19 protein-coding genes are annotated in these 14,739 nt (G+C 53.4%); 8 read left to right on the top strand and 11 right to left on the bottom strand.

The genetic code is table 11. The annotated features are described in order from the left end of the window. On the bottom strand, positions 1–656 hold a 656-nt coding region (kdsB, locus tag HG1285_RS06650; RefSeq protein ID WP_008288079.1), incomplete at its 3' end, for a 3-deoxy-manno-octulosonate cytidylyltransferase. Between kdsB and HG1285_RS06655 the strand changes: the two genes are divergently transcribed. The 4 genes from HG1285_RS06655 to HG1285_RS06665 all read left to right on the top strand — a co-directional run bounded on the left by HG1285_RS06655 (position 655) and on the right by HG1285_RS06665 (position 2,882). After that, positions 655–1,548 (top strand): class I tRNA ligase family protein, encoded by an 894-nt coding sequence (locus tag HG1285_RS06655; RefSeq protein WP_008288078.1) that lies wholly within the window; start codon positions 655–657, stop codon positions 1,546–1,548. The two genes, kdsB and HG1285_RS06655, sit on opposite strands and share 2 nt — an antisense overlap. Positions 1,549–1,695: 147 nt before the next feature. Next, positions 1,696–2,130: a type II secretion system major pseudopilin GspG gene (gene gspG / locus HG1285_RS17530; RefSeq protein WP_050777680.1), complete on the top strand. Its 435-nt coding sequence runs from the start codon at positions 1,696–1,698 to the stop codon at positions 2,128–2,130. Then, positions 2,114–2,401, top strand: a complete 288-nt coding sequence (locus HG1285_RS06660; protein WP_008288076.1) for a prepilin-type N-terminal cleavage/methylation domain-containing protein — start codon at positions 2,114–2,116, stop codon at positions 2,399–2,401. The genes gspG and HG1285_RS06660 overlap by 17 nt, the downstream gene beginning before the upstream one ends. Then, on the top strand, positions 2,388–2,882 hold the full coding sequence (locus HG1285_RS06665; RefSeq protein ID WP_008288075.1) for a type II secretion system protein: 495 nt from the start codon (positions 2,388–2,390) through the stop codon (positions 2,880–2,882). Before HG1285_RS06660 ends, HG1285_RS06665 begins: the two co-directional genes overlap by 14 nt. Here the strand turns inward: HG1285_RS06665 and HG1285_RS06670 are convergent. Then, a complete protein-coding gene (locus HG1285_RS06670; RefSeq protein WP_008288074.1) occupies positions 2,872–3,429 on the bottom strand; it encodes a Maf family protein in 558 nt (185 codons plus the stop codon). The genes HG1285_RS06665 and HG1285_RS06670 overlap by 11 nt on opposite strands. Before the next feature lie 75 nt (positions 3,430–3,504). Here HG1285_RS06670 and HG1285_RS06675 point away from each other — a divergent pair, with 75 nt between their 5' ends. Next, positions 3,505–4,140 (top strand): hypothetical protein, encoded by a 636-nt coding sequence (locus tag HG1285_RS06675; RefSeq protein WP_008288073.1) that lies wholly within the window; start codon positions 3,505–3,507, stop codon positions 4,138–4,140. On the opposite strand, the gene HG1285_RS06680 is transcribed toward HG1285_RS06675, so the two are convergent. Then, positions 4,087–5,037: a glycosyltransferase family 9 protein gene (locus HG1285_RS06680; protein ID WP_008288072.1), complete on the bottom strand. Its 951-nt coding sequence runs from the start codon at positions 5,035–5,037 to the stop codon at positions 4,087–4,089. The two genes, HG1285_RS06675 and HG1285_RS06680, sit on opposite strands and share 54 nt — an antisense overlap. Continuing rightward, entirely contained in the window at positions 5,034–5,477 is a 444-nt protein-coding gene (locus HG1285_RS06685) for a DUF4878 domain-containing protein (RefSeq protein ID WP_008288071.1), read from the bottom strand. Before HG1285_RS06685 ends, HG1285_RS06680 begins: the two co-directional genes overlap by 4 nt. On the opposite strand from HG1285_RS06685, the gene HG1285_RS06690 reads away from it, so the two are divergent. The 3 genes from HG1285_RS06690 to HG1285_RS06700 are packed head-to-tail and all read left to right on the top strand — an operon-like array spanning position 5,476 to position 8,305. Further along, positions 5,476–6,648 (top strand): Re/Si-specific NAD(P)(+) transhydrogenase subunit alpha, encoded by a 1,173-nt coding sequence (locus HG1285_RS06690; protein ID WP_008288070.1) that lies wholly within the window; start codon positions 5,476–5,478, stop codon positions 6,646–6,648. The two genes, HG1285_RS06685 and HG1285_RS06690, sit on opposite strands and share 2 nt — an antisense overlap. Then, complete coding sequence (locus HG1285_RS06695; RefSeq protein ID WP_008288069.1) at positions 6,648–6,929, top strand: NAD(P) transhydrogenase subunit alpha; 282 nt, start codon at positions 6,648–6,650, stop codon at positions 6,927–6,929. Before HG1285_RS06690 ends, HG1285_RS06695 begins: the two co-directional genes overlap by 1 nt. A 2-nt stretch (positions 6,930–6,931) precedes the next feature. Continuing rightward, on the top strand, positions 6,932–8,305 hold the full coding sequence (locus HG1285_RS06700; RefSeq protein WP_008288068.1) for an NAD(P)(+) transhydrogenase (Re/Si-specific) subunit beta: 1,374 nt from the start codon (positions 6,932–6,934) through the stop codon (positions 8,303–8,305). On the opposite strand, the gene HG1285_RS06705 is transcribed toward HG1285_RS06700, so the two are convergent. The 7 genes from HG1285_RS06705 to napA all read right to left on the bottom strand — a co-directional run. After that, positions 8,306–8,656: a chaperone NapD gene (locus HG1285_RS06705; RefSeq protein WP_008288067.1), complete on the bottom strand. Its 351-nt coding sequence runs from the start codon at positions 8,654–8,656 to the stop codon at positions 8,306–8,308. It abuts the gene before it with no gap. After that, positions 8,653–9,609 carry a periplasmic protein gene (locus HG1285_RS06710; RefSeq protein ID WP_008288066.1) on the bottom strand — a complete coding sequence of 319 codons (957 nt, stop codon included), beginning with the start codon at positions 9,607–9,609 and terminating at the stop codon, positions 8,653–8,655. Before HG1285_RS06710 ends, HG1285_RS06705 begins: the two co-directional genes overlap by 4 nt. Continuing rightward, a complete protein-coding gene (locus HG1285_RS06715) occupies positions 9,599–10,072 on the bottom strand; it encodes a 4Fe-4S dicluster domain-containing protein (RefSeq protein ID WP_008288065.1) in 474 nt (157 codons plus the stop codon). Before HG1285_RS06715 ends, HG1285_RS06710 begins: the two co-directional genes overlap by 11 nt. Next, on the bottom strand, positions 10,069–10,611 hold the full coding sequence (locus tag HG1285_RS06720; RefSeq protein ID WP_008288064.1) for a nitrate reductase cytochrome c-type subunit: 543 nt from the start codon (positions 10,609–10,611) through the stop codon (positions 10,069–10,071). The genes HG1285_RS06715 and HG1285_RS06720 overlap by 4 nt, the downstream gene beginning before the upstream one ends. Continuing rightward, complete coding sequence (gene napH, locus HG1285_RS06725) at positions 10,598–11,455, bottom strand: quinol dehydrogenase ferredoxin subunit NapH (protein WP_008288063.1); 858 nt, start codon at positions 11,453–11,455, stop codon at positions 10,598–10,600. Before napH ends, HG1285_RS06720 begins: the two co-directional genes overlap by 14 nt. Continuing rightward, entirely contained in the window at positions 11,448–12,290 is an 843-nt protein-coding gene (gene napG, locus HG1285_RS06730) for a ferredoxin-type protein NapG (protein WP_008288062.1), read from the bottom strand. Before napG ends, napH begins: the two co-directional genes overlap by 8 nt. 11 nt (positions 12,291–12,301) lie before the next feature. After that, on the bottom strand, positions 12,302–14,739 hold a 2,438-nt coding region (napA, locus tag HG1285_RS06735; protein WP_008288061.1), incomplete at its 5' end, for a nitrate reductase catalytic subunit NapA.

Raw genomic sequence — 14,739 nt, 5'->3', positions numbered from 1 at the left:
CCGTGGTAGTAGTTTTCCGTCATAAGAACCTTTATCTTTACACCCTTTTCAAGCAATCTGAGCTGTTCAAGCCCCTCAATTTCCTCCAAAACTCCCCTTTCGCCTGACACAAAGTCCAAGAGGGCTTCTCTCCTGAAACCGTATATACCAACGTGTTTTATCGGATAGACGCCTTCGGCGTGCTCTCTGAAGAAGGGGATCGGAGACCTTGAAAAGTAAAGGGCGTAGCCGTCTCTATCAAGCACAACCTTGACATCTGAAGACCTTTCGTAACACTCCTCATCTCTCTTCCCGAGGGTGACTACCCTTTCACCACCTTCAAGCTCCTCAAAGACCCTGGACACATCCTCTCCGTAAACGAAGGGCTCGTCCCCCTGATAGTTTATTACGAGCTCAAGGTCTCTGTCCCTGACCACGTGGGCGACCCTGTCGGAACCGGAGGGTAGCTCGGGGGGAGTCAGAACCACCTCCAACTTCAAGTCGGAAACAGCCTCACCTACTTCCTCGCTGTCCGTAGCCAAAATTACTTCCTCCCCCGTCTCAAGACAGCCCTCAACGACCCACCTTATTAGGGGCTTTCCGCGTAGATTAACCAGGGGTTTTCTCGGCAGGCGTGTGGAACCGAGACGGGCGGGAATCACAATAGCTCTCCTCATGGCTGATATAATTTTATCCCTGATGAAGATCGGTGAGTTCCTACGTGCGAATCAGCTCTCCGTAGGTGACAATGCCCTGTTCCTGCTCCAGAAGCTCGGTGTTGAGGCAGATAAGCTCCTTAAGAAGTTTGAGTCGGAGGTGGGTGAGACCGCAAAGATGTCCAAATCAAAGGCCAACGTGGTTGACCCTGAGGAAGCTGTGGAACGATACGGGGCAGATACGGTCAGGCTGTACATTCTCTTTGCCGCACCTCCGGAGCAGGACTTTGAGTGGACCGACGAGGGGATACAGGGTGCCTACAGGTTCCTGAACAGGCTCTGGAACTTCGTTATTGAGAGGGAGGACACGCTGAAGAGAACTCATTACTCCCGGGAGGAGCTAAGGGAGCTTCAGGGAAGATCTAAAGACCTGAGGAGACTTATCCACCAGACGATAAAGGAATACCTCGTTGATATGGAAAAGAGGTACCAGTTCAACACGGCTATCGCCAAGATCATGAAGCTCCTGAACGAGCTAACAGACTTCAAGCCCCAGAACGAAACCGAGGAGAAGGTCTTAAAGGAGGGCGTAGAAACCTTACTCCTTCTCCTGTCTCCTATAGCCCCCCACATATCCGAGGAACTCTGGCACAGGATAGGGCACGACGAGCTCATAGTTTTACAGCCCGTTCCCATTCCTGACGAGGACGCCCTTAGGGTGGAGGAGGTTGAGATACCCGTCCAGATAAACGGCAAGGTCAGGGCTAAGGTAAAGGTTCCCTTCGGAGCAGACGAGGAGACGGTCAAGGAGATAGTTCTGGAGAACGACAGGGTGAAAGGCTACCTTGACGGCAGAGAGGTTAAGAAGTTTATCTACATAAACAACAAGCTTGTGAATATAGTGGTTAAGTAGGAGGTAGACATGGAGCAGGACATAACGGTATGGGCGTGGATAATCTGGCTGTTGAAGGTACTCATACTCGCTGCCCTTATAGGTATTCCCTTTCTCGTCATAGTGGTTCTCGTGTCGCAGGGGATCTACAACAGGTTCCTGAAGCGGGTGGAGAAGCGACTTGAGGAGAAGTATCAGAACAAAAACAGGGGGTTCACGCTGATAGAAGTTCTCGTGGTTCTCATAATACTCGGGCTTATAGCCGCCCTCGTGGTTCCCCGTATAACCGGCAGGGTGGACGAGGCCAAGATAGAGACCACGAAGATACAGTTGAAAGCCATAAAGGATGCCTTAGAGCAGTACAAGTTAGACAACGGCAGGTATCCGACGACGGAGCAGGGCTTGAAAGCTCTTGTGGAGAAACCCACAACCCCTCCGATCCCGCCAAGATGGAAGAAGTATATGGACAAGGTGCCCCGTGACGGCTGGGATAGGGAGTTCATATACCTATCTCCCGGGGTCAAACACCCCTATGAACTCAGGTCTAAGGGTCCCGACGGAGAGGAGGGAACGGAGGACGATATTGATGTCTGGGAGCTGTGACAGGGGGTTCACGCTGATTGAGGTGGTCATAGCCCTCACCATAATAGCCGTCGCCTTCTCTGTTCTTCTGGAGACCCTGTCCTTTGCGAGCTCCAAATACGAGGAAGGTTTAAGAACCTTTGAAACCATGCTCCTGCTGGATGGCAAGCTCAAGAGGAGAGATCACGAAGGTCTCAAGGTGAAGAGAACCAAGGTTCCCGACTTCCCCGCCATAGAGGAGGTCGTTTACTCCTACGGTGGTCTCTTCTTCGTGAGATATGAGCAGAGGTAGAGCCTTCACCCTTATAGAAGTCCTCGTAGTCCTGACCCTGATAGGTCTGACCTTCTCCATACTTCTCTTCGTGTTCTCAAGGGGTGTAAACTCAAGTCTCAGCCTCTCCGAGAGCTCAGAGAGGCTCAAAGCTGAAGCCTCTCTCTTCTGGGAACTCCAGAGGAAGGTCGTTGGTGCGAGGAAGATAAAGGTGGACAGGGAAGGACTTTACATGATAACCTCCGGTGGGAGCTTCAACGAAGGGGTCGTCAAATGTGCCTACCTGTATAAGGAAGGGGAGCTCTACTACTACGAGTTTCCCTATCCGTACGGTGCGATAGACGAGGTTGAGGAAGAGGAGCTGTACAGACTCGGAGCCTTTGAGGAGTTCAGGGTTGTGGCTGTAGAGAGGAACAGGGAATTCGCCCTTTACGAAGGACTGCCTGAGTTCCTGAAGGTTCACGTGAACGGAAGGGAGTTCCTCCTTGAGTTCATAAGATAGATAGGTTTTTGAGCACACCGTAAACCTTGACCACGGGCAGACCCATCACCGTGTAGAAGTTCCCATCTATCCTGTCAACTATGGTCGCTCCAAACCCTTGAACTCCATACGCCCCTGCCTTGTCCATGGGCTCGCCCGTATCTATGTAAGCGTATATCTCTTCCCGTGAGAGCTCCCTGAACCTCACACGTGCAACGTCGTGAAGCGTGACCCTGACGCCCATACCCACGAAGGACACAGCGGTAACAACCCTGTGCCACCTGCCCGATAGGAAGCTCAGTATCTCGTAAGCCTCCTCCTCATCACGGGGCTTGCCTATAGTCCTGTTTCCAACGAACACGAGGGTATCCGCCCCGATCACAAGGGCGTCTCTGTTTCCCTTCCACACTTCAAGAGCCTTCTTGCGAGACAAAACCCTTGCAACGGTTATGGGATGTCCCTGCGCATCTTCCTCAACGCTTGGAGGGATCACCTCAAAGTCCAGACCGAGCAGGGATAGGATCTCCCGCCGCCTGGGAGAAGAGGAGGCGAGTACCAGCCTGCCCATGCCTTTAAGTATAGACTCAGATGTGACCTGACTCCGAGTTGACTTGGAGCTCTCGCTTAACGATACTTTTTAATCATGTTCAAGGAGACGACGATACTGATAGTCCTGAGCAGGGTGGTAGAGTTCTTCGGGATAATAACGACCATATTCCTTATGTTCAAAGGTTACAAACTCAGGTACGTCTACATGGTGGGCGGGGTTGTCGCCCTTAGCCTCGTGGTGAGCGTCTCCGGGCTGCTCGCGAGGGACTACTTTGAGTACATAGCCCTCGCAGACCTCCTCGTTACCGCCGGAGTGCTCGGAGGCGTCATACTTTACGTGAGCAGGAACCCCGAAAAGGCCAAGGACTTTACACCCCCCGAGAAGTGCAGGTGTCCCGTATGCAACGTTTTGATAGTCAAAGAGGACGAACTCTGCACCATGAAGATAGGGAACTACACCTACTTCTTTGATTCCTGTGACCACATGGTAAAGCTTATGAAGGAGATAGACTTCTTCAAGGAGAACAAGAGCATACCCAGGGGTGAGGTGAAGGAGCTCTACGTGAAGGCTAAGGATACAGGCAGGTGGAGGAAGCTGGAGAACGTCAGGGTGGTTGAAGAGGAAGGCGTTTACAGGGCTTACGAGCACCCCCCGGAAGGGAGAGAAACCCTGAATTTAAAGGAGCTCCTTGACAAGTTCAAGGACAGCCTCAGGGGAGGGAAGACTTAGGCACTCGTAGGTGCCCGTCTTACACCTCTTAGGGTTGGGCGAACAGGGGGAGCAGGGCGCGGGATTGTCAAGGTAGGAGCCCATAAGAGGATAGAAGCCGTAACGAGACGATGTAGCCGTGTAGACGCTGACGGCTGGGACTCCGAGGGCGTTGGCTATGTGAACGGGTGATGAATCGTTTGATATGACGAGCCTTGAACCCTTGATAAGGGACATAAGCTCTCTGAGGCTGGTTCTGCCCACCAGGTTCACAAAGGAAGCCTTTCCGCCGAGCACTTTCGCCTTCTCCGTGTCCGAGGACAGCCCCGTAACCACAACCTCCGTATCCTTCAGAGACCCTATCAGATGCGCCCAATTGTCCAGGCTCCACTCCTTCAAGGGAAAGTTTGAGAAGGGGTTTATGACAACGTACCCTTTATGGCTCAGACCGAACCTCTCAAGGGAAGCATGGAGCTCTTCCTCTTCAAGAGGCAGGTAGGTCTCCCTCACAAACTCTTTCACACCGAGAGGTCTTAAGAGCTCAAGGTTTCTATCTACCTCGTGGAGCTCCCACCTGTGCTCTACCACATGGGTGTAGGCTCCTGAAAACTCAGACCTGTCAAAACCGACCCTGACGGGTATTCGGGAAAACAGCATTATGAGGGCTGTCCTGAGAGACCTGTGGGGAACAACCGCCACATCAAAGCCCCTCAACCTGCCAAGGATTGAGAAACTTTCTTTAAACCCTTTGGAAAAGGGCATAAGTTCAACCCCCCAGCCTTTGAATAGCTCCCTTATGAAGGGTCTGCCCACAAAGGACACACGGGCTTCCGGGAAGTTCTTCTGTATAGTCCTTATAAGGGGTGTTGCGAGTATTACGTCGCCGAGGTAGGCTGTCTGCCAGACGAGAAAGTTCACTCTTCCTTCTTAAGCTCGGGTGCGTAGGGGGTTATGTCCGCTATCAACCACTTCCCGTCTTCCTTGATCAGGACGAAGCTGAATATCTTCTCTATATCGCTCCTGTCCTCAACCTTAACCTTTATGAGGGCTGTGTTCTCACCTATGAGTTTGCCCTCCTTTATATCAACCTCCTCAATCTCAGCCCCCATCGTGCTGAGTAGACAGGCGAGCACCTGAGAGGGCTTGAGTTCAGTAAACTGTATAGGGAGTCTCAGTTCCTTTGACAGGTTGTCCCTGAAGGAAGGATGAAGAAAACCTATGGCTTCACTACCTTCCCCTTCCTGGATTTCTTCCATGAACTCATCAACCACGTCCTTCGCAGCATCGTAGGGCTCACCGCAGGACTTTACCCCAAGAACCAGTGCTACCGCAAGTGAGGCAATTACCGCTTTCCTCATGCTAAAATTATACACCATGTTTGTCGGCGTCCTCAAAGAAACGTATCCCAACGAGAAGAGAGTTTCCCTGACCCCTTCAGAGGTTCAGAAACTCAAGAAGAAAGGCGTTGAAGTGCTCGTAGAAGAGGGAGCCGGTGAGAGAGCAGGTTTTCCCGATGAAGAGTACTCTCAGGCGGGCGCCAAGCTCACAAGCAGGGAAGAGGTACTCAGAAACTCTCAGATAGTTCTCAAGGTTAGGGGGCTTATGGCAGATAAAGAGAACTTCCTTGAAGAGGCTGAGAAATACACAGGCAAAGTGCTGATCGGTTTCTTAGAGCCCTTCGGGGTGGGAGAGCTCCTTGATAGGGTTAAGTCTATAAATCTGACCGCCTTCGCCATGGAGCTTATACCCAGAACCACGAGAGCCCAAAGCATGGACGTCCTCTCCTCAATGGCTACCGTCGCCGGATACAAGGCAGCCCTGATAGGGGCTAACCTCCTTCCCAAGATGTTTCCCATGCTCATGACCGCAGCGGGTACCGTTCTGCCCGCAAAGGTCTTCGTCGTGGGGGCGGGAGTTGCCGGTCTTCAGGCTATAGCGACCGCTAAAAGGCTCGGAGCGGTAGTTCAGGCTTACGACATAAGACCTGCAGCCAAAGAGCAGGTTCTCAGTTTGGGAGCGAAGTTCGTTGAACTGGGGCTTGAGAGCGAGCAGGCTGAAGACAGGGGCGGTTACGCCAAGGCTATGGACGAGGAGTTTTACAGAAGGCAGAGGGAGATGATGAAAGAGGTCGTGGGAGAGAGCGACGTGGTCATAACTACCGCCATGGTTCCCGGAAAAAGAGCACCGGTGCTAGTCACAGAGGACATGGTGAGGGGGATGAAGCCGGGCTCCGTGATAGTAGACCTTGCGGCTGAGAGAGGGGGAAACTGCGAGCTGACCGTCCCCGGAGAGACGGTGGAAAAGTACGGGGTCAGGATAGTGGGCGCTGTCAACCTGCCCGCTGAGGTGCCCCACGATGCGAGCCAGATGTACTCCAGAAACCTCGTCAACTTTCTTAACCTCCTTATTAAGGACGGGGAATTCCATATAGACTTGGAGGATGACATAGTGAGGGATACCCTCCTCCTAAGAGAGGGTGAACTCGTGAACGAGAGGATAAAGGAGCTTGTCGGCGGAGGAGCGAGCTGATGGAAGACTTCATAATGTACTTTACGATCTTCGTTCTTTCCATGTTCGTGGGCTTTGAGGTCATAACGAAGGTTCCACCCACCCTCCACACCCCCCTTATGTCGGGCTCAAACGCCATATCGGGCATAACGATAGTGGGGGCTCTCATATCCGCTGGCTCAGGGCACTCAACCCTGACGACCGTGTTGGGCTTCGTGGCTCTCGTTTTTGCAACCATAAACGTTGTTGGAGGCTTTCTCGTAACCCACAGGATGCTTGAGATGTTCAGGAGGAAAGACTGAGCATGGAAAAGGTTCTCGTTAACCTCGCCTACCTACTCGCTGCGTCGCTGTTCATCTTCGGATTGAAAGGACTGTCCCACCCCAAGACGGCGGTGAGGGGGAACATGCTTGGTGCTCTGGGCATGTTCATAGCCGTGGTGGTAACGCTCCTTGACAAGAGGATAGTGGACTTCTCGGTGATAATAGCGGGGCTCATTATAGGTGCTCTCGTGGGTGTCATCCTCGCCCTTAAAGTTGAGATGACCGCTATGCCCCAGCTGGTTGCCATATTCAACGGGCTCGGGGGCGGAGCATCAACCCTCGTTGCGGGAGCTGCCCTTTACGAAGCACAGAATCCGGATTATCTGCTGACCACCGCATCGGTGGCTTCGGGGATAATCGGGGCGGTCACCTTCTTCGGAAGCATGGTGGCTTTCGGGAAGCTCCAGGGTCTCGTAAAGGAGAGACCCTTCCGTTATCCGGGAGAGCAGGTGGTGAAAGCCCTCTTCGGGCTTGGAGCCTTAGCCCTGGGAGCTTACATAGTTCTGAACCCGGAAAGCGTAAACCTCTACTGGGCTGTGGTCTTGATTTCATCAGTGTTAGGGGTGCTTCTGACCGTTGCCATAGGCGGTGCGGACATGCCCGTGGTGATAGCCCTCCTGAACTCTTACTCTGGACTTGCAGCTGCGGCAACCGGCTTCGTCCTTCAGAACAACGCCCTGATAATATCCGGTTCCCTCGTGGGGGCTTCGGGAATAATCCTCACGAACCTCATGTGCAAGGCTATGAACAGGTCTCTCCTGAACGTCCTCTTCGGGGGCTTCGGTGAGGTTGCGAAGACTGAAGAAGAAGACATATACGCGGGAAAGGTGAAGGCTACCTCTCCGGAAGAGGTCGCACTGCTGTTGGAGGGTGCGAGGAGGGTCGTGATAGTTCCCGGTTACGGCATGGCTGTGGCTCAGGCTCAGTATGCGGTAAGAGACCTATACAACCTCCTTGAGTCCAAAGGAGTTGAGGTGGAGTTTGCCATACACCCCGTCGCCGGCAGGATGCCAGGGCACATGAACGTCCTTCTGGCTGAGGTTGACATCCCCTACGACAAGATGAAGGAGCTTGAGGAGGCTAACCCCACCTTTGAACAGACGGACGTGGTCATAGTTATAGGTGCGAACGACGTCGTAAACCCGCTCGCCCAGACAGACCCCAAGAGCCCCATAGCGGGTATGCCCGTTCTTGAGGTATGGAAGGCTAAGACGGTCGTGGTCATAAAGAGGAGTCTGAGCCCCGGCTTTGCGGGGATCCCCAACCCACTCTTCGCTATGGACAACACGCTGATGCTGTTCGCCGACGCCAAGAAGGCTGTTCAGGAGATAGTGAACTCCCTTAAGGAGAGCTGATCACTCGTAGTCCTTGTATATGTGCCCGTAATACTTCACACGTTCCGCAGGAACGTCCTCTTCTATGATCCTCGGGATCTCTCCCTTCTCCATGGAGAGCTCTTCCTTTGCCTTTTCCAGCTCCTCTTCGCTGTAAGCGTAAACGAGGTCTGCGGAAAGGACGTGCTCTATAGCCTGTATGCTCTTCAGCTTGAACACCTCGTCCTCGGTGGTCTCAGCCTCTATGGTGACGATTATCCTGCCCTTGTCGTCATGGAAGTGGACGTCGCACATACCCGACTCTTCCAGACTCCTGATAACCTCCTCCAGGTGCTCCGGAGATGTCCTCACCACAACTCCCGATATGTTCATCTTTTATACCTCCATACAAATATCTTTCCGTCGTCACAGCCGGTAATTACCACCCCGTCAAGGAATAAGATAACGCTCACGGGGTACTCGTGCCCCTTTAAAAGGTCAAGCTCCCTTCCCGTATCAAGCTCAATTATGCGAACATCGTTCTCCTCGTTGTAGAGGTAAGCTCCCAGCTTGGCGCTCTCGTCCATTGCGACAGAGAAGACGAGGAAACGCGAGGGAAAGCGCCTGTACCTTCCCGTGTCAGTGTAGTAGAGGGCTACCCTCCTGTCCCTACCGCCCACAAGTATCTTTTCATCTCTGTAATCAAGCTCGTAGAGCTTATCCACGTTCACACCCTTGAATCTCTTAAGGACTTTGCCGTCCTTAACTGAGACGAGCGTAACCACACCGCCCTCGTCGGAAACCGCCACCTTGTTCTTGTCATCGCTCAGGTTTATGTCGGAGAGGGACGAGGTGCCAACCTGCACCACGTATATGAACCTCTTAGCGTCAACATCAAAGAGAGCTATCTCGTCACCGAGCAGTCCGAAGACCGCAAGATTATCGTTGTAGAACCTTCCCTTCTTTATGATCATGTTCTTCCCGAGGTCTATGAGCTTCTCAAGCCCTCTTCCCTTCTCATAGAGGTAAACCTCGCTGAAGCCCCCCGACGCCTCACTCACTATGAGCATCCTCTTGCCCGAAGGGGAAATATCTATTGAATAGACCTTCGGTGGAATTGGATTGCCCATGAAGTCTCGTATGCTGGGCAGTTTTATGGTTTCTATGAGCTTGCCGTTTCTAAAGTTTATCAGCCTTACCTCACCCTGTTCGGTGGACACGAAGAGCACACCGTCCCTGAAGAGCATGTCCGTTACGGCGTGTCCGGCGTCAAATTTCTTGAGAAGCTCCGCGGAGTGGACGCTCAGGGTCAGGAGGAATAACAGGAAAAGGTATTTAAGCCTCATAGCCTCTCACCTTTATCGCCCCCGTAGGACAAACGGAGATGCAGAACCCACAGCTCGTGCACCTGTCTGCGATTATGACAGGTTTGTAGAGTCCCTCAAACCTTATGGCGTTGTCTATGCAAGGCTCCTTGCAGGAGAAGCAGAGCACACCTTTCCACGCACTGCAGAGTTTAGGGTCTATAAACACCTGCGCCCTTATCCTGTCGGGCTTATCCCGGGATATAACTCCCGAAGGACAGACCTCGGCACACCTCTCACAGTAGGTACAGCCTGTCTTGGTAAAAGATAAAACGGGAAAGCCCTCCTCATCTCTCGTGATTACACCGGTCTCGCATTCGCTCACACAGGGTGCATCGCACTCCCTACATGGGGAGTAGTCCGTCTTCTCGTCGGTGTAGGGGGGTCTGATAGACACCCCCTTTGAGGAGGGCACGAAAGCCGTAAAGAACTCTCTCCTGTTCAAGGCAGCCCCTCTTTCCAGCGTTCAAAGAGCGTTGACTTCTGCTTAGCCTGTGGGTCTCTGAACTCGGGCTTGAAGACGTTCTTAACGAGGGGTGGAGCGTCCGCCTGAGCTGCGTGGCACATTACACACTGGTACCTCGCAGGGTCAATCTTGAGCTCCTTCTTCTTACCGCCCTTTGTGAAGAGGTCAAGGGCTATGTGGGTTTTGGGTATGGGCGTCGCACCCACGGACTTGGCTACGTCGGGCATGTGACATCCGAGACAGGCATTCTGCCCGGGCTTTATCGGTATTAATCCCTCAACGGAGTGGGGTATCTGAGGTGGAGCGTTTTCGTAAGCCCTTGCAAACTTCTTACCGCTGCCGGGAGGAGTTTTTATGAACTCCACCTTAGGAGGGGCTACGGGCTTTTCGTCGTAGAGGGTCTGGTTCCTGTAACCGAGCTCCTCCTCCGATATAGCCTCTTTGACAGCCTGGGCTACACCCAGAAACAGCACCGAAGCTCCTACCGACGCTAAAACAAGACCTTTACTTAGCTTCATGGCTGACTTCCTCCTTTCTAAATCTCAAGGTGAAGTAAATTGCATCGTCGTTGCACACCTCAACGCACCTTCCGCAGTTTATACACTCCCCGGACTTCACCAGGGAGCTGTGTTTTCCTACCATGTGAAGAACCTGGCTCTCCGGGCATATCTTCACGCACTCCATACACTCGGTACACCTGTCTTTGTTGTAGTCAATCCTCACGAGGCTCGGTCTCGTTACGAGTGAGTAGAAACCGCCCAGAGGGCACACGTGACCGCACCACCCGTTCTTTATAACGAACAGGTCAAAGAGGAATATGGTGAGAACCATCGTCCAGCCGAGGCCCATACCGAATATCAGCCCCCTGTGGAGTATGGATATTGGGCTCACGTACTCAAAGGCGGGCATGGCGAGTATGAAGGAGAGCACGAGCGCGAGTGCGAGGGCTATGTACCTCGTTTTGCGCGTCAGCCTGAGCTGCCACTCCTCTCGGTGTATCTTCGTCTTAACCCTCAGCCAGTTCGCAAAGTCCGTGACTATGTTCATGGGACAAACCCAGCTGCAGAAGGCACGTCCGCCTATTAGGGCGTAAAAGAGGAGTATGAGTACCGCCCCTATCAGGGCGTCCGCCGCCACAATGGCACCGGCGAAGAACATCTGGAGAACGGCGAAGGGGTCTGCGAGAGGTATGGCGTCAAAAAGAACCGATGAGCTGAGGTTTCCCTTGAGTATGCTCCAGCCGTAGATGTTGCCGCCTATGTAGAGGGCTATTATGGAGACCTGAGATACCCTCCTCAGTATGAGGAACCTGTGTTTGTAGAGAAAATGGAGGAAGCCTTTCTTCTCCTTTTCATCACTCATTGAGCAAGTCCTCCGTGTTCAGGTAGTCTTCTGCGCTTCCACGACCAAGACCTCTCGTCCCCTTGGGCGTCTCCTCAACGGAGGTTTCCTCCTCCCACCCTTTGAGGTAGTGCTCCCCTGCCTTTCCGAGAGCCACCTCTCTGGGCAGGACAAACACTGCAGGTTTTTCCGTGACACAGGCATGTTCACAGAGACCGCAACCGGTGCAGTAATCAGGGTCTATCTTGGGCACGAGGTAGGCGTGCTTCCCCGTCCTCGGGTTCCTGTAAATCTCTATGTATATAGCCTTATCAAGGATCGGGCACACCCTGTAACAGGCGTCACACCTGAGTCCCCAGTAAGCTATGCAGTTCTTCTGGTCTATGACCGCCACACCCATCCTCGCCTTCGTTATGTCCAGTTCCTTCTTGCCGTCCTTCAGGGTTGAGACGAGGTCTGGTTCAAGGGCTCCTGTTGGGCACACGGGAACGCAGGGTATGTTCTCGCACATGTAGCAGGGTACCTCTCTGGGTATGAAGTAGGGAGTGCCGAGGGGTTTGTTGTCTCCAGGTGCGGCGAGTCTCAGGGTAACCATCTTTTTGCCGTCCTTGTAAGGAACCGAAGGTCTATTTGCGCACGCCTCCACGCACAGCCCACACTTGATACATTTCTTGAGGAATTCATCCCCGGGCAGGGCACCCGGGGGTCTCAAAACCAGAGGGTCGTAGGTGTTTTCCTTTACGAAGGCTCCCCAGACAACGCCCCCCACTATGGATATTCCTACAGCCTGCATGGCACGGACGAGGAACTTCCTCCTCGTCTCGCCCTTGGGTGTGGGGGACCTGTCCTTTGCCATCTTAGCTCACCTCACGCTGGATAGATCTTCACCGCACACTTCTTGTAGTCGGTCTGCTTGGATATGGGGCACCTCTGGTCAAGGGTCACCTTGTTGATGTAGACCCTCTCGTCAAACCAGGGTACGAAAACGAGTCCTCTCGGCGGTCTGTTCCTTCCTCTCGTCTTGACCCTTGCCTTTATCCTTCCTCTCCTGCTCTCTATCCACACAAGCTCGCCTTCCTTAACGCCTATCTTCTTGGCATCCTCGGGGTGCATGTAGCAGTAAGCTTCGGGAACAGCCCTGTAGAGCTCGGGAACCCTCATGGTCATGGTGCCAGAGTGCCAGTGCTCAAGCACCCTTCCCGTCGCGAGCCAGAAGGGGTACTCCTTGTCGGGAACCTCAGGGGGCTCCATGTACGGTCTGAAGAATATCTTTGCCTTGTTGGTGAGGTCAACCTTCGTTCCCTTCTTGGGTCCGTAGAGCGTTCCCTCAGGTATCTTCTTGAGGGCAGGTCCGTAGAAGGCGAAGTCCTTGCCCTTGGCGTACTTCCTTGCGTAAGGGTCGTACTTGGCGTTGAACCTCCAGAGGGTCTCTTTACCGTCCACAACGGGCCACCTGAGACCTCTGACCTTGTGGTAGGTATCAAAGTCAGCGAGGTCGTGGGCGTGTCCGAGACCAAAGAGCCTGTACTCCTCCCACAGAGCCTTCTGTATGAAGAAGCCGTAACCTTTCCAGGGTTTTCCGTCAGCTCCGAGGACGTTCCTGCTGTCCCCTTCGGCGGAGGTGTTCAGGTGTTTCTCCTTCGTTATGGGGTGGTAGGCAACGGGCTGGGGCCACTCTATGTTCACGTGAGGTATGGTCTTCCTGAAGATGTCCTTTGAGAAGAGGACGTCGTAGAGGGTCATGTCTGGGTCGTAGCCCATCCTCTTAGCCTCTTTGAGGACGTTGGGAAGGACTGTTCCATCGCTGAGCTTCCACTCCTTCCAGCAGTCCTTCAGCTTGAAGAACTTGGAGAACTCTATTATGTGCCACTCGTCGGGCATAGCCTCACCGGGAGGTGTTACCTGCTGTTTCCAATGCTGGGTTCTCCTTTCGGAGTTACCGTAAGCACCCCACTTCTCGTATATCATCGCCGCTGGCAGTATCAGGTCTGCGACCTTGGCAGATATCCCCGGGTAGGAGTCGGATACAACTATGAAGTTATCCATCTCCCTCGCTGCCTTTATCCAGTGGTTGGCGTTGGCTGTATCCTGCCAGGGGTTACAGACCATAACCCAAGCCCACTTTATCTTTCCGTCCTCAAGGTCTCTCATTATCTGGACTATGTTGGAACCCACCTTGGGGTTTATGGTCCCGTGGGGCACCTTCCATATCTTCTCGGTGACCTTTCTGTGCTTGGGATTGAAGACGACCATGTCCGCGGGGAGCCTGTGAGAGAAGGTTCCTACCTCCCTTGCCGTTCCGCAGGCGGAGGGTTGTCCGGTCAGGGAGAAAGCGCTGTTACCGGGCTTGGCATGCTTTCCGAGCAAGAGGTGTATGGCGTATATCTGTTCGTTCACCCAGGTTCCCCTGGTGTGCTGGTTGAATCCCATAGTCCAGAAGGAGACGACCTTTCTTCCCTTCTCTATGTAGAGGTCTGCCAGAGCCTTCAGCTTCTTCTTGAACTCCTCAAGAGGCTCGTCGGGGTCTCCCTTGGCGACCCTCGCAACGTAGTCAAGGGTGTAGGGCTCAAGGGCTTTCTTGAACTCCTCAAAGGTTATAGTCCAGTGCTTACCCGCCTGTTTCCTGTGCTTCATGTGGAGCTTGTCGCCGGGCTTAAGGTTCAGGTACTTGAGAGCTACCGCCTCGTCCTCGGATATGGTCTTCACGAGCTCCTTCCTCATGGTCTCCTTCTCTTTCTCGGTGTATCTGGGGTGTTCGGGGTTGCCCCTCATTCCGTAACCTATGTCCACGTACCCGGTAGCGAAGGCACAGTGGTTCTTCACGAAGTCCCAGTCTATAGCCTCCGGGTGGTTGTAGACAATCTCCCTGAGTATGTAGTTCTGTATGGCGAGGTCTGTGTTGGGCTTGAAGATTATGGGTATGTCCGCGAGGTCTATAGACCTGTGGGTGAAGGTTGACAGGACGACGAGCTTGACCCTGTCTGGGTTGGACAGCTTCCTGTCTATGACCCTCGCCCAGAGGACAGGGTGCATCTCCGCCATGTTGGAGCCCCAGAGGACGAAGGTGTCAGTGAGCTCAAAGTCGTCGTAACATCCTGCGGGCTCGTCTATACCGAAGGTCTGTATGAAGGCTGCAACGGCGGAAGCCATACAGTGTCTTGCGTTGGGGTCTATGTTGTTAGACCTGAAGCCTGCCTTCATGAGCTTGAGGGCGGCGTAACCCTCCATTATGGTGTACTGACCAGAGGAGAATATGGCGACCCCTTCCGGTCCGAGCTCGTTGTAGCTCTCTTGAACTGCTCTGC

The organism is Hydrogenivirga sp. 128-5-R1-1 (assembly GCF_000171895.1).
Note: the sequence above shows the minus strand (reverse complement) of the source record. Positions and strands in the feature narration are given on the sequence as shown.